Source organism: Actinomyces oris (assembly GCF_001929375.1).
Taxonomy (GTDB): Bacteria; Actinomycetota; Actinomycetes; order Actinomycetales; family Actinomycetaceae; genus Actinomyces; species Actinomyces oris_B.
The window spans coordinates 34,248-57,902 of sequence record NZ_MSGO01000027.1 but is presented as its reverse complement, the minus strand read 5'-3'; the positions used below and the strand labels follow the sequence as shown (position 1 = coordinate 57,902).

General features: G+C 71.7%; 18 protein-coding genes and 1 pseudogene. 12 read left to right on the top strand and 7 right to left on the bottom strand.

What is annotated here, in order from left to right; translation table 11 throughout:
• Window positions 1-234: 234 nt before the first annotated feature.
• The 3 genes from BKH32_RS13565 (at window position 235) to BKH32_RS06170 (ending at window position 1,449) form a co-directional block, all read left to right on the top strand.
• Entirely contained in the window at window positions 235-456 is a 222-nt protein-coding gene (locus tag BKH32_RS13565) for a hypothetical protein (protein WP_143222739.1), read from the top strand.
• 115 nt (window positions 457-571) lie between these two features.
• Window positions 572-934: a hypothetical protein gene (locus tag BKH32_RS13560; RefSeq protein WP_143222738.1), complete on the top strand. Its 363-nt coding sequence runs from the start codon at window positions 572-574 to the stop codon at window positions 932-934.
• 23 nt (window positions 935-957) lie between these two features.
• Window positions 958-1,449, top strand: a complete 492-nt coding sequence (locus BKH32_RS06170) for a hypothetical protein (RefSeq protein WP_143222736.1) — start codon at window positions 958-960, stop codon at window positions 1,447-1,449.
• A gap of 214 nt (window positions 1,450-1,663) precedes the next feature.
• Here BKH32_RS06170 and BKH32_RS06165 read toward each other — a convergent pair whose 3' ends face one another.
• The 6 genes from BKH32_RS06165 to BKH32_RS06140 form a co-directional block, all read right to left on the bottom strand.
• Window positions 1,664-3,499, bottom strand: coding sequence for an alpha/beta hydrolase (locus tag BKH32_RS06165; protein ID WP_075249117.1), 1,836 nt, complete (start codon window positions 3,497-3,499; stop codon window positions 1,664-1,666).
• A 115-nt stretch (window positions 3,500-3,614) separates the two neighbouring features.
• Window positions 3,615-4,823, bottom strand: a complete 1,209-nt coding sequence (locus BKH32_RS06160; protein WP_075249116.1) for a PLP-dependent transferase — start codon at window positions 4,821-4,823, stop codon at window positions 3,615-3,617.
• A 131-nt stretch (window positions 4,824-4,954) separates the two neighbouring features.
• Window positions 4,955-6,361 (bottom strand): MalY/PatB family protein, encoded by a 1,407-nt coding sequence (locus BKH32_RS06155; protein WP_075249115.1) that lies wholly within the window; start codon window positions 6,359-6,361, stop codon window positions 4,955-4,957.
• Between the two features lie 1,111 nt (window positions 6,362-7,472).
• Complete coding sequence (locus BKH32_RS06150) at window positions 7,473-10,277, bottom strand: heavy metal translocating P-type ATPase (protein ID WP_075249114.1); 2,805 nt, start codon at window positions 10,275-10,277, stop codon at window positions 7,473-7,475.
• Between the two features lie 90 nt (window positions 10,278-10,367).
• Complete coding sequence (locus BKH32_RS06145; RefSeq protein WP_075249113.1) at window positions 10,368-10,637, bottom strand: heavy-metal-associated domain-containing protein; 270 nt, start codon at window positions 10,635-10,637, stop codon at window positions 10,368-10,370.
• An 84-nt stretch (window positions 10,638-10,721) separates the two neighbouring features.
• The gene (locus BKH32_RS06140; RefSeq protein ID WP_075249112.1) at window positions 10,722-11,003 is read right to left on the bottom strand and encodes a metal-sensitive transcriptional regulator; all 282 of its coding nucleotides are present in this window, start codon (window positions 11,001-11,003) and stop codon (window positions 10,722-10,724) included.
• 146 nt (window positions 11,004-11,149) lie between these two features.
• On the opposite strand from BKH32_RS06140, the gene BKH32_RS06135 reads away from it, so the two are divergent.
• The gene (locus BKH32_RS06135) at window positions 11,150-12,163 is read left to right on the top strand and encodes a hypothetical protein (protein ID WP_075249111.1); all 1,014 of its coding nucleotides are present in this window, start codon (window positions 11,150-11,152) and stop codon (window positions 12,161-12,163) included.
• Between the two features lie 45 nt (window positions 12,164-12,208).
• Here BKH32_RS06135 and BKH32_RS06130 read toward each other — a convergent pair whose 3' ends face one another.
• On the bottom strand, window positions 12,209-12,934 hold the full coding sequence (locus BKH32_RS06130; protein WP_075249110.1) for a response regulator transcription factor: 726 nt from the start codon (window positions 12,932-12,934) through the stop codon (window positions 12,209-12,211).
• Window positions 12,935-13,197: 263 nt separating this feature from the next.
• Between BKH32_RS06130 and BKH32_RS06125 the strand changes: the two genes are divergently transcribed.
• The 8 genes and pseudogenes from BKH32_RS06125 to BKH32_RS06090 all read left to right on the top strand — a co-directional run bounded on the left by BKH32_RS06125 (window position 13,198) and on the right by BKH32_RS06090 (window position 23,547).
• Window positions 13,198-14,589, top strand: coding sequence for a YcaO-like family protein (locus tag BKH32_RS06125; RefSeq protein ID WP_075249109.1), 1,392 nt, complete (start codon window positions 13,198-13,200; stop codon window positions 14,587-14,589).
• A gap of 66 nt (window positions 14,590-14,655) precedes the next feature.
• Window positions 14,656-15,384, top strand: a complete 729-nt coding sequence (locus tag BKH32_RS06120; RefSeq protein WP_075249108.1) for a cyclodehydratase — start codon at window positions 14,656-14,658, stop codon at window positions 15,382-15,384.
• A 1-nt stretch (window position 15,385) separates the two neighbouring features.
• Entirely contained in the window at window positions 15,386-17,218 is a 1,833-nt protein-coding gene (locus BKH32_RS06115; RefSeq protein ID WP_075249107.1) for a bacteriocin biosynthesis protein, read from the top strand.
• Window positions 17,208-17,945, top strand: a complete 738-nt coding sequence (locus BKH32_RS06110) for a hypothetical protein (protein ID WP_075249106.1) — start codon at window positions 17,208-17,210, stop codon at window positions 17,943-17,945. The genes BKH32_RS06115 and BKH32_RS06110 overlap by 11 nt, the downstream gene beginning before the upstream one ends.
• A 195-nt stretch (window positions 17,946-18,140) precedes the next feature.
• On the top strand, window positions 18,141-18,344 hold the full coding sequence (locus BKH32_RS06105; RefSeq protein ID WP_075249105.1) for a thiocillin family RiPP: 204 nt from the start codon (window positions 18,141-18,143) through the stop codon (window positions 18,342-18,344).
• 97 nt (window positions 18,345-18,441) lie between these two features.
• Window positions 18,442-19,668 carry a PqqD family protein gene (locus tag BKH32_RS13910; RefSeq protein ID WP_075249104.1) on the top strand — a complete coding sequence of 409 codons (1,227 nt, stop codon included), beginning with the start codon at window positions 18,442-18,444 and terminating at the stop codon, window positions 19,666-19,668.
• Window positions 19,665-22,306, top strand: a pseudogene (locus BKH32_RS14075) (lantibiotic dehydratase). Before BKH32_RS13910 ends, BKH32_RS14075 begins: the two are co-directional and overlap by 4 nt.
• Entirely contained in the window at window positions 22,303-23,547 is a 1,245-nt protein-coding gene (locus tag BKH32_RS06090; RefSeq protein ID WP_075249103.1) for a thiopeptide-type bacteriocin biosynthesis protein, read from the top strand. Before BKH32_RS14075 ends, BKH32_RS06090 begins: the two are co-directional and overlap by 4 nt.
• The last annotated feature ends 108 nt before the right edge of the window (window positions 23,548-23,655 follow it).

The window sequence follows — 23,655 nt, the reverse complement described above, 5'->3', positions numbered from 1 at the left end:
CGGTGAAGGTAGTCTCAGGCACGTCGAGGTCTCTCGTGACGGTTGTCTAGCAGCTCCCATCATCGAGGGACCTCGACCCCCACCCAAGCAACGACGCACCCACCCCACCTATGAACTTCAATAGGCTCCACCTACCACACCCTCAAACACGAAGAGCCCCTAAACACCCCTATGAATAAGCCTCCATGTAACGCTGTGGCTGATCGTGGTTGGATTGCGACTACCAAGACGGCAATGGTAGTCATTACTCGAGCCGGCAATATCAAGACGCTGGCTGAGGGATTCGGTCTCAAGGCGTCGAAGGCAAATGTCTCGCAGAAGGTGACAAGTTACAAGTCGTTGACCTCTCATTCGGCAAAACGGGGGAAGCGCGTCAAGTACAACCCGAAGAAGATGGTTACTCGTAGACGTGCACCCAAGGAAGGTTATTCACAGCATCCGTCGAAGGTGCTGTGACCTGCACAGATGCCAGTGTTAGCTAGCCCCGTGAATAAGCCTCAAGGGCTGGAAAGATGCCTGGAAGAACCGGAAGCTCGAGCGCTGGAGCCCGGCTGGTGGTCAGGAGGGTTCTGTGGGCGGCAAGATGGTAACAGCAGCAAGAAAAGCTGCACCTACATTGAAGTGGGCCGGTCGTGCCTCCAATGTTGCCTCTTTCGCAGTGAGTTCCTACGAGCAGTACCAGAAAGATGCTCAGGATCCATCGCTCAGTGAAGGCAAGAAGGTGACGCGCGCCGCAACAACAGGTGCGATGACTGCGGGTGGTGGATGGGCCGGTGGATGGGCTGGAGCTCAAGTGGGCGCCACTGTCGGGGCCTGTGTTGGAGGCCCTGCGGGTGCGGCGATCGGCGGTGTTGTTGGTGGTATTGCTGGTGGTATTGCGGGGTCTGAGGGAGGAAAGAAGTTTGGTGGCTGGGTTAACAGCCTGTTCAAGTAGTTTTGATCACCTAGGTGTCCGTCATGTATCCGCAAGTCGATTTTACTGAGACTCAAGCTGGAGTGGTATGCCTCGTTCTGGGGGCGGTGACCATGCTGAATTGGTGGTTCGCCATGTTCTCGGATCACTGGTACGGGGATTTGGGTCGCTCCTTCGGTGAAGGTGAGTTCAATGTGGGTCGTAATACGATCTCGCTCATTCTTCCGGCTGTGGGGGTGGCGTTTTCCATCGGTGATTGTGGGATGCTGCTGTACCCTTCAGGTAGTAGTGGGGGCATGCCCAAGGTGTTAATGGGTACTGCCCTCTTCTTCGTGGTGGTGGCGCTGCTCGGGCTGATTCCGTTTCCGTTGCCGGGGCCGATGTATCCGGAGTGGCAGCTGGAGAAGCGTCGGGCTCGTGCGGAGGCGGCGGCGCGTGAGGCAGGCCTTGACGATGAGCCGATGCAGTCGACTGGCCGCCACGCGGCCGAACCCCGCAAACCCCGCCCCAGAGGCCCTGGCCGCCACGCGAAGTGACGAGAATAGGTGCGGGCTCCGTCTAAGGGGAGGGGCGTGTGACTTTGTTGACTGGTTCGTCGCACGAGGGTGCTGGAGGGAGGCATCGTGTATCCGGATATGAACCTGTCTGACACGCAAACCGGTGTGGAGTGCCGGAATCGCCCCGGGTTTCATGGGGGCGGTGACGACACGGAAGGATCATTGCCTCCATCCAACCCGGGGCGATTCACCCTCAGCCGGCGGCCCCAAAGCCGACCGGACGCGCAACTCCGACCGGCGTCTCAACTCCGGCTGGAGCCTCCTGTCCGGCCTGGGGCACCGGGTTCGCCGCGCAGACCTCGCCGTCGGAGGGAAGCGCTCCCTTGACGAAGTAGTCGTTCACCTTCGCGGTCGTGCAGGAATTGGGGCCGGTCGCGCCATGGCCGTACATGTCGACGCTCAGCAGGTGACTGTTGCGGATCCTCGACACCAGCGCCTTGGACCACGGGTAGGGGGTGGCCGGGTCGTGCAGGATCCCGATGACGAGCACCGGGTTCGTGGCGTCGACGTCGACGTTGACGGGCTTGGTCTTACTGGTGTGCCCCCAGCCGTGGCAGTAGGCGTCGTGCTGGGGCAGCAGAGTGTGGAAGACCGGGTAGTCGCTGCGGTAGACGGTCAGTGCCGCATCCCAGCTCGCCTGGTTCCCGGTGTCGGGGAAGTCGAGGCACCGGTTGGCCGAGAAGGCGTACAAGAACTGGAGCAGCCTGACGGTCTGCTCCTCGGTCCCAGGAGACCCGCCGCCGCCCGAGAGGGACTTGGCGTTCCGCATCAGAACGGTGCCGTCGTGCGCGGTCATGGCCTGGGTCAGTCCCTCGGTGAGCAGTGGCCAGTTGTCAGGTGAGGTGACGACGAGCGTTTTGATCGCCGTGGTGGCCTTGGCCCGGTCCACGGGGTCTCCGCCGTCGGAGACGGTCAGCGGATTGGCGTCCAGGCCGTCGAGGAAGGTTGCGAGCCGGGTGACGGCCTCATCCGTCGTGCCGCTCAGGGGGAACCCGGCCTGGCCCTGCTGAGACTCGATGTAGGTGCGCAGCGTCTGCTCCCAGGCTGCCGCATCACCCTCCAAGGCTTCCTGCCGGGACAGGGCGGGGTCCATGGCGCTGTCCAGGACGACGCGCCCGACGTTGTCGGGGAAGATCTCGGTGTACACGGCGCCCAGGTAGGTGCCGTAGGAGTACCCGAAGAAGTTGAGGTCCTGGTCTTTCACCAGGGCCCGCATGACATCCATGTCGCGGGCCACCGAACGGGTGTCCATGTGGTCGAGAATCTCGGGGACCTCCGTGTACTTCTGGCAGGCTGCGGCCTCTCGTGCGCCCTTCGCGACGATGTCGGTGGCGCTGCCCGGCGTCAGCTGGGAGGGCATCTCAGCCCGCCCGGCCAGAATCGCCTGGACGTCGTCGGGGGACCAGCAGGTGATGGGGGTGGACTGGCCGATGCCGCGCGGGTCGAAGCCGATGACGTCGTAGTTCGCCAGGACCCCCGACAGGCCGCCGCTCTTGTAGAGCCCGGCCTGGGCATTGATGAGGGAGATACCGCTTCCCCCCGGGCCTCCGGGGTTGAGGAAGACCGAGCCCCGAGGAGAGGGGCTCGTTGAGGGCAGCTTCTTCAGAGCCACCGTGATGGTCTTCCCCTGCGGGTGGTCGTAGTCCAGGGGTACGGTCACGGTGGCGCACTGGAAGGCGGTGCCGGTGACGCCGTCGGGGCAGTCGGTCCAGCTGAGATCCTGACGGTAGAAGGACTCCAGCCCCTTGGGGACCTTCGCCCCCGTGGACCCGCTGGATCCTTTGGGCCCCCCAGAACCGTTCGAAGAACCGTTGGAACTGTTGCTGCTGGTGGTCTGGGACGGGCTGGTGCTGTTGGCGTTCGTGCTGTTGTCCAGGACGACGGCGTGCTGGGCTCCCTGCGTAGGCGGGCTCGCGACGGCTGTGACACTCGCGCCGAGCATGCTGCAGGCGGTGAGCGCACCGAGCAGGGTGAGGACGGTCAGTCGTGAGGTGGTCTGGGGCGGCGAGGATGTTCGTAGGCGTCTCATGGCCACGATTCTCATATCTTCGTCGAATATGAACCATCCGGAAGACTGGTTGATTGATGTCAGGGTAGCCGGACTCGGCACCCTCCGCTCTCGGTGCTCCGGCCCAGTCCCCGGTTCAGACCGTGGCGGTCTCGAAGGCCCGAGCCAGGTCTGCGATGAGGTCGTCGACGTGCTCGACGCCGACGCTCAGGCGCATGAGCCGGTCACTGAGCCCGTAGGAGGCGCGTACCTCGGCGGGCACGTCCGCGTGCGTCTGCACCGACGGGCACGTCACCAGCGACTCCACGCCGCCCAGGGACTCGGCGAAGGTGAACACCCGCAACGAGGCCAGGAAGCGGGCCACGTCCACCGACTCGGCCAGCTCGAAGCTCACCATGCCCGAGTGCCCCGGGTAGAGCACCCGCGTCACGTGCGGGCTGGAGCGCAGGAACTGCGCGATCGCGGTGGCGTTGGCCTCGTGGCGCTCCATGCGCAGCGCCAGGGTCTTGAGCCCGCGCAGCAGCAGGAAGCAGTCGAAGGGCCCCAGCGTCGCCCCGGTCGTGTTGAGCCGGTGGCTCAGCCGCTCGGCCAGAGCGTCGTCGGCCACCACCGCAACGCCCGCCATGACGTCGTTGTGCCCGCCCAGGTACTTCGTGCCCGAGTGGACGACGACGTCGGCCCCCAGCTCCAGGGGCCGCTGCACCACCGGGGTGTAGAAGGTGTTGTCCACCACCAGCCTCGCCCCAGCGGCTCGGGCCAGCTCGGCCGCCTCGGGGATCGCGATCTCCTCCATCATCGGGTTCGTGGGGGTCTCGATGATGACCAGGTCGGCCGGGTCGGTCAGCGCCCCGCGCAGCCCCTCGATGCCCAGGACGAGGTCGACGCGCGCCGCCCCCTCCTCGGCCAGGACCTCCAGGAAACGGAAGGAGCCGCCGTACAGGTCGCGCAGAGCCACGATCCGGCCGCCGTGGGGCGCCAGCGTGCGGGTCACCAGCTCCAGGGCCGCCATCCCCGAGGACAGGGCGAAGGCCGCCGTCCCTCCCTCCAGGCGGGCCAGGGCGTCCTGGAGGACGTCGCGGGTGGGGCTGGCCGTGCGCGTGTAGTCGTAGCCCGTCGACTCGCCCAGACCCGGGTGACCGTAGGCGGTCGACAGGTGGATCGGCGTCGTGATCGCACCCGTGGCCGGGTCGGTCCCGGTGCCCGAGCGCACCAGCAGCGTCTCCAGACGCAGCTGCGGGGCCGGGGCCGACGACGTCGGGTGGTGGTGGACGGGGAAGGTGCGGGCGGGCGGCGGCTGGGAACACTCGGGGCGGGCGGCGGGCCGGGGCGCGGACGGACTGGTCATGAGCGCTTTCTCCTCATGGGCGGGGCAGTGGCGGGGAGACATGATGACTGACGGTCGACGGCGACGCGGGTGGCGGCCGGTGACCGGGCGCGTGCGGGCCGGCCCGTTCGGCGCGACCCGGGAGAACCGGCTCAGGCGGACAGGGCGACGCGGCGGCGCCCGGCCTGCTCGGCGGCGCGGGCGGTCACGGCGGCGACGGCCGCCTCCAACCGGTCCAGGGCGGCGTCGAGGGTGGTGCGGGGGCAGGCGACGTTGATGCGGGTGAAGCCCTCGCCGCCGGCGCCGAAGATCCGGCCGTCGTCGAGCCAGAGCCCGGCCTCGTTCAGCATGACCTCATCGAGCTCGCTCGCATCGAGGCCAGCAGCCTCCAGGAATCCTGAGCAGTCCAGCCACAGCAGGTAGGTGCCCTCGCAGGGGGCGGCCTCGATCCCCGCGATGCGCTCCAGGCGCGCCTTGACGTGGGCGCGGGCGGCCGCGATGTGCTCACGCAGGGCGTCCAGCCAGGCGTCCCCGCCCTCGTAGGCGGCCTGGCAGGCGGTCAGGCCCAGGACGTTGGGCTGGGAGTAGCCGGTGGCGGCGAGTTCGCGGCGGAAGGCCTCGCGCAGGCGCGCATCGGCGATGAGGATGTTGGCGACCTGCAGGCCCGCCAGGTTGAAGGACTTCGACGGCGAGGTGCAGGTGATCGTGCGGGCGGCGGCCGCCTCGCTCAGGGAGGCGAAGGGGGTGGTGGTCAGGCCCGGCAGGGCCAGGTCGGCGTGGATCTCGTCGGCCACGACGACGACGCCGTGGCGGGCCGCCACCTCGTCCAGGGCGGCGAGCTCGCCCCGGCTCCAGACCCGGCCGACCGGGTTGTGCGGGTTGCACAGGAGCAGCAGGCGCGCACCGGTCGCCTCGATGGTGGCCTCCAGGGCGGCCAGGTCGCGGCGGTAGACGCCGTCGGCGTCGCGCAGCAGGGGGACGGCGGCCACGGTGCGCCCGTTGTCCTCGACGACCTCGCGGAAGGGGTAGTAGACGGGCTCCTCGATGAGGACCGCCTCGCCCGGCGCGGTCAGGGCCCGCACCGCCAGGGCCAGAGCCGGGACGACGCCGGGGGTCACGGTGTTCCAGGCCGCCTCCACCTGCCAGCCGTAGCGGCGGGAGAACCAGCCGGTCAGGGCGGTGTGGTAGGCGTCGTCGGGCTCGGAGTAGCCGAAGATGCCGTGGCGGGTGCGCCACAGCAGGGCGCTGGTGACGGCCGGCGCGGTGGTGTGGTCCATGTCTGCGACCCACAGGGGCAGGACGTCTTCGGGGCGGCCGCGCTTGACGGCGGAGTCCCATTTGAGGCTGGCCGTACCGCGGCGGTCGGGGACGACGTCGAAGGAGGCGGGGTCGACGGCGGGGGCGGTGGAGAAGAAGGCGGAGCGGTCCGCCGAGGTGAAGGCGGCTGCGGGGGAGGAGACGGCCGTGGGGGTCTGGGGAGGTTGGAGGTTCGGGCGGATCGGACAGGTGGAGTCAGCGGAGTCGCGGGTGGTGCTGACGGGGGTGAGGTGGGCGTGCATGGCTGGGTCCTCTCGGGTCCCCGGGCGCATTGATGCGTAGCGGCGCAGGACGCCGCACATCACATTGATGCGGTACGTTCCCGGGGTGGCCGGCGTATGGGCCGGCCGAGGTGGCGGGGTTCTGGAGGGATGAACACGGGGGCGGCGGGCCCTCCGCGGAGTGCGACGAGCCGGTCTCTATCGGCTCGGACTCTCACCGTTACGTGTCAGACAGCGACGGCTGGCGCTGTCATCGCATGCACATTCGACCCTCGCCGAGGGTGCGCACCGTCATCGTGCGGGCCTGAGGCGAAAGAGTCGTCATGGCGGTGAGCATAGCGGGAGCGCCGCGGCCGGCGCCACCTCGCGCCAACAGACCAGCGAAGGATTGAGGCTGATGTGGTCCGAGACCAGCCGTGCAGCTGGTCTCGGAGGGGGTGATTAGTCGAGGATCTCTCCGGAGCCCGGTATGCCGGTATGAGGGAGTCCAGCTCGATCTCGAAGGTCTCGGGCCTTGACGCAATCACCTGCTCAATGAGCCTCCTGGACCCTCCCAGGTAGATGGAGTCGTGGTAGATGGGGCACGCCGCGGTGAAGGCGCCGTCGGCTGCGTGAATGAGCAGGGGAGCGCAGCATCCCTGCTCTCCCGCGTGCCGGGTGAGCCAGGACAGGGGCTCTTGGAGGAGGAGCGCGTCCGTGGGTCTCGCATCCTGCACGGTCAGCGGCTCGATGGCGGTACGTATGAGGTCGAGCAGGTCGGGTGGCGGGGCTGGAACGGGAGGCTGCTCTTGCGGTACTTCTGCGTAGCCCTTCCACAGAGCGAACCAGCACAGGGGGTCTCTTCCCTGTGCCAGGGCGTGTGTGAGGTGTTCGGCTGTCTCAGGATGAAGGTTTGCGTAGGGAGGGTCGATGTCCCTGCCGGTGAGGTGCCTGATGCTCGCCCATGAGGTGTTGACGGTCAGGGGTGTGCTCGGGATGAGTGTTGACCACGGCAGTGCTTGACCGGAATTGTCGAGAACTGGAAGAAGGAAGCGTGCAGCCGACTCATGTCGGTTGCCCACGATGTCGCGAACCGATACCGAGAAGCGGCGTTCGAGAGAATCGCAAGAGTTCATGAGGGTCAGTCTTGCGGTCAACCGGCGCGGCGCAGGCGCAGGGAGTTGGTGACGACGATGACGCTGGAGGCGGCCATGGCGGCCCCCGCGATCATCGGGTTGAGCAGCCCGGCGGCCGCCAGCGGGATCGCGGCCACGTTGTAGGCGAAGGCCCAGAACAGGTTCTGGCGGATGATCCGCAGGGTCGCCCGCGACACCCGCACCGCCGCCACTACCGCGTCCAGGTCCGTGCGCACCAGGGTGATGTCGGCGGCCTCGATGGCCACGTCCGCCCCCGACCCCATGGCGAGTCCCAGCCCCTGCGTGCCGGCCTGGGCCAGGGCGGCGGCGTCGTTGACCCCGTCGCCCACCATGCCGACCACCGCGCCCTGGGCCTGCAGGTCGGCGATGACGTCGCGCTTGTCGGCGGGCAGTACCTCGGCGCGCACGTCGGCGGCATCGATCCCCACCTGGGCCGCCACGTGCTCAGCGGCCCGGGCGTTGTCCCCGGTCAGCAGCACCGGGCGGATCCCCAGCTCGCGCAGCGCCGCCACCGCCGCCCGCGAGGAGGGCCGCACCGTGTCCCGCACCACGAGGGCCCCCACCGCCCGCAGTGGCCGCGTGTCCCGGTCCGTATCGCCAACGCCGTCGGAGGCGTCAAAGGTGCTGTCCGCGACGGCGTCGGTTCCGGCCACGGTGCTCGCGGTCTCACCGGCCCCGCCCACGGCCAGGACGACGGCGGTCGCCCCGGAGTCCTGGGCCTCCTCCACGGCGGAGCGCACCGCCTCGGGGACCTCGGCGCCCAGCTCGTCGGCGAGCCAGCCCGGCCGGCCCACCGCGACCAGGCGCCCCTCCACCGTCGCGGAGACGCCCCGGCCCTCATGGTTGGAGAAGTCGGCCGGCGCCGGCAGGTCGCCCAGGCGCTCGCGGGCGGCCGCCGTGATGGCTGTGGCCACCGGGTGCTCCGAGGCCGACTCGACCGCCCCCGCCAGGCGCAGCGCCTCATCCCCGAGCGGGGCCAGACCCGCAGCGGCGTCGGCTGGGGTGCTCGCAGCGACTTCAGTGTCAGCGCCGGTGCCGGCCGCAGCTGGCACCAGCGCTGAGGCATGCTCCGCGCCACCGGCGGCCTCGGAGGAAGCATCCGCCGATGGGGTCTGCCGGCCTACCTCCCGGCAGGCCTCGACGTCCAGGCTCATGCGCCCCTGGGTGACCGTACCGGTCTTGTCCATGACCATCGTGTCCAGCGCCCGCGTCGACTCCAGCACCTCCGGGCCCTTGATGACCACGCCCAGCTGGGCGGCCCGGCCCGAACCGACCAGCAGCGCCGTCGGCGTGGCCAGACCCAGCGCGCAGGGGCAGGCGATGACGAGCACGGCCACCGCCGCGGTGAAGGCCGCCTGCGGGCTGTGCCCGGTGAGCAGCCACACCGCCAGGGTCGCGGCCGACAGCACCAGGACGATGGGCACGAACACCCCCGAGATCCGGTCCGCCAGGCGCTGGACGGGGGCCTTGCCCGCCTGCGCGGCCGTCACCATCCGGCCGATCCGCGCCAGCGTCGTCCCCTCACCCACGGCCGTGGCCCGCACCAGCAGGACGCCGGAGGTGTTGACGGTCGCCCCGGTGACGGCCTGCCCGGCCTCGACCTCGGTGGGCACGGACTCCCCGGTGAGCAGCGAGGCGTCCACGGCCGAGCGGCCCTCGACGACGACGCCGTCGGCGGCCACCTTCTCGCCCGGCCGCACGAGGAACAGGTCCCCGGCAGCCAGCTCCTCAATACTGATGCGCTCCTCGGCGCGGGTGGCCTCCGCACGCGGCGCGCCGTCCTCGTCCAGGACGTCGATGGCGTCGCGGCTGCCCGACGGCGAGGTGAGGACGACGCGGGTCACCTCCTTGGCGCCCAGCTCCAGCAGGGCGCGCAGGGCGTCGCCGGAGCGGTACTTGGCGCGAGCCTCCGCGTAGCGACCCGCCAGGAGGAAGGTGGTCACCCAGGCGGCCGACTCGAAGTACATGTGGGCGGCGTGCCCCTGGGAGCGGGGCAGCAGCTCCATGCTCATGCGCATGCCGATGTGCCCGGCCCCGCCGAGCACCAGCGCCCACAGGCTCCAGCCGGTCGCGGCGATCACCCCGAGGGAGACGAGCGTGTCCATGGTGAAGGCCCCGTGGCGCAGCGCCCGGAAGGCCGCCCTGTGGAAGGGCCAGGCCCCCCAGACCGCCACCGGCAGAGCCATGAGCGCCACCGTCCACTGCCAACCCGGCATCTGGAGGGCCGGCACCATGGAGATCGCCATGATCGGCACCGACAGGATGAGGCAGTAGATGAGCCGCAGGCGCAGGTCGGCGGCCCGCTTCATGTGCGAGGCTCCCAGGGACGGCGCACCCCGCCCGGAGGCGGAGCGGGGGGAGGTGCCGGCGGTGCCGGTCGTGCCGTCGGCAGCGCCAGGGCGCGTGGCCGGCGTGCCGGCTGCGGTGGCCGGTTCCGCAGCCGCTAGGGACAGCGCCGCGCGGCCGTCTGCACCCTGGGTACCGCGCCCGCCTTCGTCCGAGCCGGGCGCGGACGGTGCCGGTACCGCCTCCGATTCCGCCGGCTCATCCGGTGAGTCGGCGTCCAGCAGGGCACCGGTGTAGCCGGCGCGGGCGACCGTGGCCAGGAGGTCGTCGACGCTCACCGTGCTCGGGGCGGTGATGCGGGCCGACTCGGTGGCGAGGTTGACCGAGGCGCTCACGCCGTCGAGCTTGTTCAGCTTCTTCTCCACCCGGGCCACGCAGCTGGCGCAGGTCATGCCCCCGATGGAGAGGTTGACGGTGCGCGGCTGTCCGCCCGGTTCCCGGCTGGTCGTACTCATGGGAGCCTTCCGTGTCCGTTGCCGTTCGTTGGCGTCCGCTGCCGCCCGTCGGCACCCGGGCCTCGGGCGCCGACGGGGGCTCTCCCCGGCTCAGTGCTCGCGGTCGTCGCGCTCGACGGCGTCGAGCGTGTAGTCCCCGGCCTCGTCGATGGCCTCGGCCAGGGCCGCGTCCTCGAGGCGGATGTCGGAGAGCACGGTGACGGTGGACTGCCCGCCCTTGTTGAGCAGGACGGAGACGTCCTTGACGCCCTCGAGCGCCTCGAGCTCCTCGGTGACGTGGGCGACGCAGTGGCCGCAGGTGAGTCCGGAGACCTTGAGGGTGGTGGTGCGGTCGATGCCGTCGGCGGTGAACTCAGTCATCTCTCACTCCTTGAGAAGCGTGTGCGGAAAACGGGTGGATCGGAACGGGAACGCGCTGGTCCGCCGCGGAGCGGACCGTGGCGCTCAGGACCGCACGAGCCGGGCGATGGCGTCGGAGGCCTCGCGGATCTTGGCGGTGCCCTCCTCATCGCCGGCCTGGGCGGCGTGCAGGACGCAGTGGGTCATGTGGTCCTCCAGCAGGCCGAGGCTGACGGCCTGAAGGGCCTTGGTGGCGGCGGAGATCTGGGTGAGGACGTCGATGCAGTAGATGTCCTCCTCAACCATGCGGGAGATGCCCCGCACCTGCCCCTCGATGCGGCGCAGGCGCTTGAGGTAGTCCTCCTTGGATCCGGTGTAGCCGACCATCTCTCCTCCGTGGTCTCGGTCGGCACCGAACATACCCCTAGGGGGTAATGGGGTCAAGTACCCCCGAGGGGTATGCAGTCGGTGGCGACCGGTCGGATGGGCGCGGATCCGGGACATGGGGAAGGGGGACGTGGGATGCTCGTGCCATGACCGCCGCTGCCCATGCCGCCCCCGGCCCCGCCGACCCCGACGCGGCGCACCGCACATCAGATGACCCCGACCTCCAGCTCGCCCAGGACCCGAGGGCGGGCGCCGGCCGTCTCATGGTGCTGGCCGGCAACCGTCCCGACCTGCGCGGCGTCATCGCGGACAACCCGGGCTGCTCCCCGGAGCTGCGCGCCTGGGTGAGCCGCCTGGGGGGAGTCTCCGCCGGCTCCGGTGGTGGCGGGCATCGCGGCCCCGAGGCCGCAGCGCCCTGGGCCGACGGTGCGAATGATGCGGTGTCGCTGGCACCCACGGGCTGGGAGCCCTCCGACATCGGCCTGGGCGATGACCCCTTCGGCTCCGTCCTGGGTGACCCGCTCATGGGCTCACCGCTCTTCGACGACGGCGGCACTCTGAGTCAGGAGCCTGCCACCGCCGAGCCCGCAGGCGCAGCCGGTCGCGATGACATGGGCGGGCGGCGGGCGCCGTCGAGCCGGCGTACGGCTACGTCGCACACCGCCTCCGCCCGTACCGCTCCCGCTCGTACCGCTCCGGCCCATACCGCTCCGGCCCGCACCGCCTCGCGCACAGCCGCGGCCCGGGTCGCGCAGGCGCCCGCTCCGCCCCCGCAGCGGCCAGCGGTGACGATGCCGCCTCCGGCGCCGGTGCCGCCTGGACGCTTCGTGCCCGCGGCTCCGCACCCGACGCCGGGGGTCGCCGGGCCCGTCGGTCCAACCGGGCCCGTCGGAGGCGCCCCGGGTTGGGCGGTGGACAACCCCTGGGTCGCGGGCGGAGCAGCCGCCGGCGGCCTGCCGCCGGTACCGTCGCCCGTGCCCTCCGGCGTCGCAGGCGGCCCCGGGGCCTCCTTCGGGATGCGGGGCCACACCTCCCAGCCGTCCTTGCGGACCGCCAGGAGGTCGGCCCCGTCCTCGCCGTCCAGCACGAGTCCGGCCAGGATCATCGGCTGGATCCTCTTCGCCCTCCTGTTCATCATCCTCCGGGCCTTCAGCAGCTGAGACGGGAATGAGTCCCGGGCCGACGCCTCGGGGACCGGGCGTGCCTCAGTGCGCAGCGGAGCTCGGGGTCGAGCCGCTCGGGGCGCTGGTGGCCGGGATGGTGATGGGGCTGTTGGAGGCGTAGCCGTGCTTGAAGGCCCACACCACGATCTCCAGGCGCGAGACCGTCCCCGTCTTGTGGAACAGGCCGGTGATGTGAGACTTGACCGTCGCCTCGGCGATGGCCAGCAGGGAGGCGATCTTACGGTTCGAGGCCCCCTCGCACAGAAGGCGGAGCACGTCGCGCTCCCGCTGAGAGAGGTGGACGCTGCCGTCCGCGCCGCGCACGGAGGCCAGGGCGTAGTCGATCAGGCGCGTCGTCGGCGTCGGGGCCACGACCTTCGCCCCGGAGTGGACGGTGCGCACCGCCGAGATGATCTCCTCGGCGGGCGCGCTCTTGAGCAGGAAGCCGCTGGCTCCGGCCCCCAGGCCCTGCAGGAGGTCCTCATCGGTGTCCGCCGTGGTCAGCAGAATGACCCGGGTCGACGGCGAGAGGCGGAGCACCTCCCTGGTCATCTCCACGCCGTCCATCTGCTCCATATGGATATCGGCGATGAGGACGTCGACCTGGTGGGACTGCAGAAACCGCAGCACGGCGCGAGGTGAGCGCGTCGCGGTGAGGATCGTGAAGTCCTCGACGTCGGAGAAATAGGACTCGAGATGGGCCAGGGCCATCGCGTCGTCGTCGACCAGGGCCAGGCCGACACAATCGGGAGAAATCTGGGAAGACATGAGTCTCCTTGGGCAGATGTGTGCAGTCCGCGATCAGTGGGGGCGCGGTCTGCTGGGAACAGTGAACAAACTACCTGAAAAAAGAGGTCCGCCGTGTAAACGCCCCGAGATGTGCCCCGACGAAAGGCGGGTGGAGCCATCCAAACGGTGAGGAAAGCAGTAGATCAAAGGGCGATGCGAGACCCCGGCGGATTCCGGCAGGCTCTTGGCCAACGGCACTTCCCCAAGTGTGCCTCCTCTGTCGTTCCCAGGAAGGAGGGTCCGTGTACCGCTCTGCGCTCATTGAGGGCGTCGCCCCGTCATTGGCGCGCGCTGCGTCACTCGAGTCTCCCTTCGGCCTGGTTTCCCGTTCCACCGAGCTGCCCCAAGCGGCCGGAGAGCCGGTCTTCGCGATCTGGACCGGTCTTCTGGGTGATCCCTCTGAGGCGCTGAGGTCACAGCGCACCTGGAATCACCGTGCCGAGGCGGGCAACTTCGACGGGGCCGGCGGGGCCATCGACGCCGATCGCGCCAGACACATCGCGATTGTGGAGACGATGGAGCGCTACTCCAGCTGCTCATGGACGGAGGAGGAGCTGGTGTGGGACACCCCCGCCGGTCTCGGCGAGGCCGCGATCGGACCGGAGCGCTGGCCGGCGTGCTCGGCCACCGAGCTGGCGGACCCGGACTGCGGGCTCATCGCCTCAGACCCCCGCGTCCCCCTGCGATGGGTGCGCGGCTGGTCCCTGACCCGCGGCCGTGAGGTCTTCGTCCCGGCGGTGCTGACGTACCTCAACTTCCCGGTGCGCACCCCCTCCGAGCAGTTCGTCAACCCCATCTCCACCGGCACCGCCGCGCACTCCGACCTGCGCGAGGCGGTCCTGGGTGGCCTGCTCGAGGTCATCGAGCGCGACTCCATCGCCCTGACCTGGCTCCAGCGCCTGCGCCTGCCCGCGGTCGACGTCGACCCCTCCACCCTGGGGGAGGCCGCCGCCGAGTACCACCGGGTGGGCACCTCCACCGAGCTGAAGACCCGCCTGTTCGACGCCACCACCGACTACGGCGTCCCCACCCTCTACGCCGTCCAGACCTCCCAGGTCGACCCCGAGCTGGCCCAGGTGGTGGCCGCCACCTGCGACATCGACCCGCAGCGGGCGCTGGCCAAGATCTACCGCGAGCTCGCCTCCCTGCGCATCGCCCTGCGCAGCCACGCCCGCGGCCCGCGCGCCCAGGAGATCAAGGGCCAGGACCTCACCGTGGTCGGTGGCGCCCTGGCCGACGCCGAGCTGTCCATGCGCCACGTCTTCGACTTCCTCCTGGAGGGGGAGCGCCCCGTCCACGCCCTCGATGAGATCGGCACCCTCACGGCGCCGACGTCCGGCTCCGACGGCAGCCGCGGCAGTGCCGGCAGTGCCGGCCCCGACCCGCTCGAGCAGGTCGTCGCCAACCTGGAGCGGGCCGGAGCCGAGGCCATCGTCGTCGACATCACCACCGACGAGGCCCGCCAGGTCGGCATGCACGTCATCAAGGCCCTCATCCCCGAGGCCATGCCCCTGTCCTTCAGCCACCACGCCCGCTACCTCGCCACGCCCCGCCTCTACCAGGCGCCCCGGGCGATGGGCCTGACCGTCCACGACGAGGCGGGGATCAACCCCGTCCGCCAGCCCTTCGCCTGAGCCCTGAGCCTGATGTCCGCGCCACTGTCCACCTCACCGACCGACTCCCAGGAGCCCCGACCCGATATGAGCACGACGCCGCCCGCGCCCGCCGCGCAGCCGGTACAGCAGCCGGCACCGCAGGCCCCCACGGGGCCGGTGACGGCCTACCTGCCCCAGGGCGGGTTCGCGCACGCCGTCGCCACGCGGCTCGCCGGGGACGGCGACGTCGTCATCCCGGTCGACCACGGGCTGGTCAGCGCCTACATCCCCTACGCCGACCGCGCGGTCCTCATCGCCGACCCCGACCAGACCGGCCTGCGCGAGGAGCTCGACACCCTGTCCTTCACCCGGTCCATGCCCTCCCTGGGCCTGGAGCTCTTCCCCACCGAGCTGCGTTGCGGGCCGCTCGTGGTCCCCGGCCGCAGCGCCTGCTACCGCTGCTACGACCGGCGCCGCCGCCAGCACGGCTACCGCCCCCTGCCCCCGGAGGCCGCTTCCGAGCACGGCCCGCTGGAGCAGGCCTACGCCCACCACCACGTGCTCCTGGGCGCCGGGCTCATCTCCCTGGCCCTGCAGACCCTGGATGCCCTCGACGCCCCCGGCCCCCCGGACCCGGCCACGCAGAGCGCCGACGACGTCGCCCCGCTCGGCGGCCAGGTGTGGACCATCGACCTCGTCTCCGGCATCACCACCTGCTCGTCGACCGTGGCCGTCGACCGCTGCGAGACCTGCTCGGGCCGCTACGAGGGCCGCCGCGACGGCCTGCCCGCGCTCGCGGCCCTCCTGCCCGGGCGACGTGAGGAGGTGGCCTGAGATGGCCGGGGACGCCACGGGCTCCGTCATGCGCGCCGGCGACGTCGGCCGCGCCGCCCGCCGCGACCTGCAGTTCCGCATCCCCCGCAAGCCCGTGGTGCGCCTGGGCCTGCGCGCCCGGCCCGAGGAGAACGGCTGGATCATCGACGGCGCCCGCAAGAGCCAGGTCCTGGGCGGGGCCTTCGCCCGCGAGCACATGGGGCCGCTGCTCCAGGCCTGCGACGGCACCCGCACCCTCGACGAGATCGGCGAGGTCACCGGCATCGGCCCCCAGGCCGCCTTCGAGGCCGTCTCCCTGCTGTGGACCGGCGGCATCGTCGAGGAGGGGGACACCGAGCCCGCCCCCGGCGACCCGGCGCCCGAGCTGGCCCGGCTGCTCTCCCGCCTGGGCGACTCCACCGGCGTCAACGACTCCTGGCAGGACGCCGCCCGCCGCCTGGCCGCCGCCCGGGTCGCCGTCGTCGGGGACGCCGAGCTGGCCGGCGAGATGGTCGCCGCCCTGGAGCCCACCCTGCCCGAGGTGAGGCTCGACAGCGCCCCCCGCCGCGGGGACACCCTCACCGTCCTCATCGAGACCGCCGACTGCGCCGACCGCTCCCAGGAGGTGGCGCGCCGCTGCCGGGAGGAGGGCATCGCGCTGCTGCGGGTGCGCGCCGAGCAGGAGGCGGTGACGGTCGGCCCCTACGTCGACGAGGCCTTCTCACCCTGCCTGGCCTGCGCCTGCGCCGACGAGCCCGAGCTCGGCCCCCGCCCCGAGGCCGCCCGCCGCGACATCATCGTCGGCCTGGCCGCCCGGGCCGTGGCCGCCCTCATCGCCCGCGCCACCGTCACCCACCTGCCCGGGGACGCGCGGCGCACGGACCTGACCACCTTCACCTACTCCGACCGCCCGGTCGTCTCCCGCCCCGGCTGCCCCGTCTGCTCGGTGGCCGGGCAGGGCGAGGAGACGGTGCCGGTGGCGCCCTCGGCCCCCGTGGGGGCCCGCTACGAGCAGTCCGTGGCCATCCCGCCGGCCGCCTTCGTCGACTCCAAGGGCCACCAGCAGCACTACAAGCCCTCCAACCTGCGCCTCCAGCGCGAGTTCCGCGACTGGCCGGTCTGCCCGCGCACGCCCCTGCCGCCGGCCGACCTGGAGCGCCTCGACCAGCCCTGGCCGATCGCGCGCCCGCCCACCGATGACGGCGCCGAGCCCGACGGTGTCGCCGGCCCCACCCTGGCCGAGCTCGCCACGATCCTGGCGCTGTCGGTCGGTGTGCGCGAGCCGCTCGGCGCCGAGCCCACCGGCCCGGAGCCGGCCGCGGCCGCCCAGGCCCCTCTGAGCGCCAAGCTGCGCCGCTGGACGGCCGCCGGCGGCAACATCGGCTCGGTGACCGCCTACGTCCTCGTCCCCGAGCGCGGGCAGGGCGGCCAGGAGGTTACGGAGGCGGCCGGGCAGCGGCCGGCCCCGGGCACCTACGTCTACATCGAGCGCGACCACGCCCTGGCCCTCATCGGACCCGCCCCCTCGGCGGCGGGCGCCGGGCCGGACACGGGGACGGACGCAGCGACGGACGCCGGGGCGGAGCCCCTGCCCGACGGCGTCGGCGCCCGGATCGTCCTGACCGGCAACGTGGACAAGGTGGCCCGCAAGTACTTCTCCTTCGCCCTGCGCATCGCGGTCCAGGACTGCGGCTGCTCCTTCGAGGTCATCCGCCTCGTCGCCGACGCCCTGGGAGTGCCGCTGCGTGCCCGGGCCCGCTGGGACGAGCAGCGCATCGCCCGGGCGCTGGGTACCGACCCGGCCCGGGAGCCGGCCTGCATCGTCGTCGACCTGGGAGGCCGCCGTGCGCACTGACTTCGAGACGCTGCGCGAGCTCATCGCCGGATTCTCCGCCGGACCAGGTGATCGCCCCGCCGAGCCGACCTCCGACGGCCTGGCCGCGCGCCGCCCGCGCCCGCCGCTGGACTGCCAGGTGCCGGACGCGCTCGTCCCCGGCCCCCAGGCCCCTCACCCCTACAGCCTGCGCCAGACCTTCGAGCGCCGCTCGTCGTCGACCACCTACGGCACCGAGCCGCTCGAGGCCGAGACCCTCCTGGGCATGGTCCGCGACGCCCTGGCCGACGACGCGCGCACCTGGGGCCAGGACGCGGCGGCCTGCCCCCTGGAGCCCTTCGTGCTCCTCCTGCGCCCGCGCTGGGCCGAGCCCGGCATCTACCGGGTGCGGCTCGACGGCGTCGACCTCGTCCGCCCCCTGCCGCCGACCGAGGAGATCGAGGGCATGACGGTGCAGAAGGAGTTCGCCCGCGCCGGCGCCATCGTCTCGGTGGCCGCCAACCTCGATGAGGCCGACGCCTGGGGCGGGGCGGCCGGCTACCGCTTCACCATGAGCCGCAGCGCCGCCCTCATCTACTCGCTGCACCTGCGCGCCGCCGCCCGGGGACTGGTGGGGACGGTCTTCGCAGGCTTCGCCACCTCGGCGGTGCGCCACCTGCTGGACTCCGACGGCGTCAGCCGCCACCAGATGTTCGCCGTCACCATCGCCGGCCCGCTGACAGAACCGCCCGATGAGGCGGCCGGCTAGTCCCGGCCCGCCACCCGCGGGCGCCGGCGGCCCGGCGCCCGTCTGACGGACCCAGAACTGTATACCGCGTCACAGAGTTCCACAGACCACCCCGTTCGCGGGGTTGGGGTCCGGTCCCGGCAGACCGGACCCCCGGGGCCCGAGGGGGTCCCGCTCCTGCCTACAAGTCATCTGAGAGAAGGAGGTGAACAGCATATGACGAACAGCGCAATCGATCTCACCCTCGCCGACAGTGACTTCGGCGTCGAGGAGCTGCCCGAGGGCAACGCCCTGGGTTGTGCCTTCTGCAGTGCCAGCGCGTCCTGTCCGGCCTGCGCCGCCTCGGCCTCGTGCCCGGCCAGTGCGGCCTCGGCCTCGTGCCCGGCCTGCGCCGCCAGCGCGTCGACGACGTCCTGCTGACGACCCCATGGTGGCGGGTAGGGGGCCGGGGTCCCCTACCCGCCACTGGTGGTACCCGGATTCCCGCGAATCGACCTGAGGGAGCCAAGAGCCCACGATGAGCACGGTGATGAGTACGGCGAGGAGAACGCCGACGAGCCCTGGTAGCCGCCCGACGAACCCGATCCCGCGCCTGCGCCGCGGCGTGAGCCTCATCGTCGGGATGGACAACCAGCCGATGCTGTTCGACTCCGACTCGGGCAAGTACCACCGGCTCGGCGCTGCCGCCGCCTTCATCGTGGGCCAGTTCGACGGCGTGCGCCCCCTGCCGACCATCATCGAGGAGCTGCCCCAGGACATCGACGAGGCGGGTGCCAAGCGCATCACGGGCCTGGTCGACAACCTGCGTGACAAGGGCCTCCTGGCGGGCGGCGAGCCCGCCCCCGCCGCACCCGACGCCTCGGCGGCCCCGGCGCGCACCAGGCGCAGCCGCGGACGCCACGCCGCCCAGCCCCGCCAGGCCCGCCACCTCAAGGTCGAGAGGCCCCGCCGCAGCGGGGGCTGGTGGCTGCCCCGCATCATCATCGCCCGCAAGTACCACCGGATCGTCGCCCCGATCGTCACCCTGCTCCAGCGCCTGCCGGCCCCCGCACTCAGCTGGGTCTTCCTGGCGCTGGCCGCCTGCGGGTACGCGGCCGGGGCCACGGCGCTCGGCTCCCTGGCCGGGGGGCCCCGCCCGGGCGTCCTCGTCCTCGTCACGGCGGTGGCGATCCAGCTGGTGAGCATCCTGCTGCACGAGTCCTGGCACGCCATCGTCGCCGGCTACCTGGGCACCCCCATCCGCGGACTGGGGGTGGCGCTCATGTTCTGGGTGATCCCCATCGCCTACGTCGACCGCACCGACTCCTACCGGGTGCGCTCCCGGCGCGGACTGACCATGCTGGCCCTGGCGGGCATCTTCTCCGACGGCGTCGTCTGCGGCCTGGAGGCGGCCGTCGCCTGGGCCTGGGCGGGAACGGTGCGCCAGGTGGCCCTGACCCTGTGCGCCTTCCAGCTCACGATGCTCATCACCAACCTCAACCCCCTCACCCAGTCCGACGGCGTCGCCGCGGTCGAGGCGGCCACCGGCTCGGTCAACCTGCGCGGGCGCTCCATGTTCGTGCTGCGCTGCGTCCTGAGGCGCCAGCCCCTGCCGCCCGCCCTGGCCGTCATGCGGCCCGTGGTGCGCTGGGGCTACTTCATCTACGGGCTGGCGTGCTCTCTTCTTGGACTGCTGGCCTTCGTGATGAGCGTTGTATGGATAGGCTACTGGCTGTACGTTCTCTTGAAAGGTTTCCTCCTATGACGCAGCCGGTTCTCTCTCGTGCCGGTGCCTCCCCCTTCCAACAGCCACAGCCGCAGCCCGTATCCGCCGTGACCCCCGGGGAGCCCATCCCATCCGCTCCAGCCTCCGCCGTACCAGTGTCGGTACCGGCATCGGAGTCGGAGCTACCAGCCCTGGCTCAGCCCGCCGTGGCCCTGCCGACCCTCGTGCGCCTGGGCGGGCTCCCGGTGCGGGCCGTCCCCGAGACCAGCGCCGCCGTCGTCGGCACCCTGGACTACCTGCGCCGGCTCGACGAGGTGCTCGATGGTGCCGCCGACCAGCTGCTCGACCCGCTCTACGAGATCGTCCCCACCCTGGACAAGGCCGAGCGCCGCCCGGTCCTGCGCGCCAAGCGCTGCGTCTTCCAGGGGCGCGCCACCGACCTGTCCGAGGAGGTCCTGGCTGCCCTGCCGGCTTCGCTGCGCGCGCTGCTGGAGCGCTGGGACGCCCTGGTGGCCCGCAAGGAGGAGACCCGCGCCCGCCTGGCCGTCCTGGTCGACGTCGACCTGGACCGCAGCCGCGAGCTGCTGGCGGCCGGCCTCGACGAGCCCGGCTACCAGGAGGCCCTGGCCATCGCCGCCCCGGCCCTCATCTCCACCCTGGCCGTCCGCGGCCGCCGGCTCGAGGACCCCCGCGTCCTGCGCACCCTCTACACCCTGGCCACCCGGGCCGCCCTCAAGACCAGCCCCTTCTCGGGACTGACCACCGTCAACGAGGCGGGACAGCCCTCCACCGGGCGCAGCCACCGCATGGTGGCCACCCACCTGGCCTACCGCATCCTGAGCGCCACCGCCCAGGAGCTGGACCCCGACAGCGCCCTCTACCTCGAGCCCGCCCCCGTGCGCCGGGCCTACAGCGCCGCTCCCGGCCCGGAGGCGGCCGGCGTCTACGGCCAGTACCCCTTCCGGGAGGTCGAGACGGAGGCGCTGACCGTCGTCGGCGAGCACGAGTACGGCAACGGCATGGTCTTCCGCCAGGAGACCATCCAGCCCGCCCGCTGGCTCCAGGAGACCCATGACGCCCTCACCGGCGGCGGCATGCACGCCGTGCTCAGTGTGCGCGACGCCTGCGAGCGCGTGGGCGGCGCCGACCCGCGCCTGCGCCTGGAGCGGCTGCTGGCCTCCGGCGCCATCGTGCCGCACGTGCCCTGGTACCGCGGGGAGAACCCCTTCCGCTGCTGGCCGCCTCGCTCTCACCGGAGCAGCAGCGCCAGTGGGGCAAGGACCTGGCCTGGCTGGCCCGGCTCGACGACGCCGTCGGCGCCGCCGACGGGCCCGGCCGCGCCGAGCTCCTCAACCGCACGGTGCGCCTGGCCGAGCGCGTCTTCCCCGATGGCGAGCTCGGCGAGCGCCCCAGCGGCTTCCTCTACGAGGACCGCGAGTCGACCCGCAGCTGGGTCGACCCCCTCCAGGACGCCCCCTTCGAGCAGGACGTCAGGACCCTGGGCGAGCTCGCCGACCCCTGGGTGGCCCGCTCCCACATCTACGACCTCATGGTGGCCCGCTTCGTCTCCCTGTTCGGCAACGGCGGGGTGTGCAAGGACCCGCTGGCCTTCTTCATGACCATCTCCCACGCCCCCGACGGCGACCAGGAGATGCTGCGCGTCGCCGGGCTCGACTACGCCGCAGGCCCCGATGAGGAGCGCGCCGCCCTGCCCGGCGGGCTCTCCGGCTCGCCGAGGCACCTGGGTGCCTTCCTCCAGCCGGTGGCCCCCAGCGCCCGGACCTACGCCGCCGGCGGGGGCCTGACCGTCGTCAACGCCTTCACCAACGCCAACGGCTCCCTCCAGGCCCGCTTCCACCGGCTCCTGGGCTCCGGATTCCGGGAGCGCCTGGCCACGCGGATCCGCACTTCCTGGGGCACCGAGCGGGTCCTGGAGATCCAGGCCAGCACCGAGTGCAACACCGGCCAGGCCGTCTCCTGCGGGCTCCTGCCACCGCTGGGCCTGCCCGGTGAGCCGGGGGCGCCGGACGCGGTCCCCCTCAGCTCCCTGCGGCTCGTCCACGACCCGGCCACGAGCACCCTGTTCCTGGCCGACGACGCCGGGCCCGTGGGACTGGCCTACCTGGGCCTGACCCCCCAGTACCTCCTGGGCGGCTACCTGTCCTGGCTGGTGCTGCTGAGCGACCCGTGGTCCCGGCTGCCCCCGTTCGCGGACCACTGGACCAGCCGCCGTCGGGACCTGAACGGGCCCCTGCCCGACGAGGTGATGCACTCCGAGCGGGTCGTGGCCGGCCGCCTGGTGACCCGCCGCGAGTCCTGGACCTTCCCGGCCCACCAGATCGCCCCGCTCATGGACCGCGACCTGACCACGACCCTGCTGCACATGGACGACCTGCGCAAGCAGTGGGACATACCGACGGAGGTGTTCGTCCACCAGCACATGCCCTCCCAGGGTGCCACCTTCGACCAGCACAAGCCGCGCTACGTGGACCTCACTTCGCCAGTCTCGCTGCTGGCGCTGCGCGGCTGGATCGACCCCGGCGCCGCCCACATCAGCTTCGTCGAGGCCCTGCCGGCCCGCGGCCAGGCCCTGGGGCTCACCCAGGACGGTGAGCCGACGGTGGCCGAGTACCTGGTGGGACTCCAGTGGCCCAAGAACCTGGGAGGCATGGCATGAGCACCCACGACGACGTCCAGCCCAACCGGCGCGAGCAGCGCAACCAGCCCAGCCGGCTCACCCGCTCCCGCAGGCTGCGCTGGCTCGGTGGGCGCTCGCGGGCCAGTGAGCAGGCCGAGCGCCCCGGGCAGGCCGGCCAGATGGACCAGGCCAGCCAGTCCGGTCAGCCCAGTCAGTCCGGTCTGGCCGGTCAGGCCGGTCAGGCCGGTCAGGCCGGATTGGTCGGCCTGGGGGGCGCGAAGCCGCAGGCGGGTGGCTCGATCCCGGGGATCCAGCCCCTGGAGATGGCGGCCGCCGACTTCGGCAACCTGCGTGCCCAGCACAGCTCGATGCGTCAGCGGGGGTCGGCGATGGCCGGCCAGCATGAGAGTGTCGGCTGGCTGTATGCGCGCATCTACTGCGCCGGCGGGGATGACACCGACGCCCTGCTGCCCGAGGTCTCCCAGTGGCTGGAGCGGGCCCGCGGCCAGTGGGACATCCGCTCGGCGCACTTCCTGCGCTTCGTCGACCTGCGTGGGCACCACATCCGGCTGCGGCTCAAGGCCGTTGAGAGCGTCCTGGACGAGGCCTACGCGAGTATGCGCGAGCTGGGTGCCGTGGCCCAGCGGATCGAGGCGCGCACGGTGGAGCGCCTCGTCTCCGACCCGATGACCGGGGGGATCGGCGCGAGCCGGCCCGGCATCACCTTCGGCGTCTACGGTCCCGAGTACGACAAGTACGGGGGAGTGGCCGGCGTCGAGGAGGCCGAGCGCCACTTCTACGTCTCCAGCCGATGGTGCCTGGACCACCAGGTCTGGCAGATCCCGCGGCCGGTGCCGCGGGCGGCCCTGGCGGCGCGGTTCCTGGCGCTGGCGGCCCGCAGCGCACCGCTGCCCGAGGCCGAGCTGCTCTCCGCCCACCTGCGGATGTGGGGTTCGAGGCTTCCCGCGCACCTGCGCGACGGCAGTGCCCTGGGCCCGATCGTTCAGCAGCTGCTGGAGGTCATCGAGTTCCAGTTCGATGAGATCCCGTCCTGGAGCCAGGCGGCCGCGGCCGTGGGTGAGCTGGCCGACGACGCCGGGCGCGCCATCGGGGTCATGGGGGCGGGCACCGGTGGGCGCCGGGCCCTGGACCTGCTGCACATCGACGTCAACCGGCTCGGCCTCAACCCGGCCGAGGAGTGCATCGCCGGGCTGTGCGCCCGCCAGCTCCTGACCGGGGGCGCCGTGCCCCCGGCCCAGCCCTCAGCCGCCGTCGGGTAGCCGCTTGCCGCCTGGCCAGGAACCCTGAAACGCGCCGAAGTGTCCATGAAGGGCCCAGAGGTGTCCATGGCGCTGACATTAACCCTGTACCGGCGCCGCTCGCCGAGA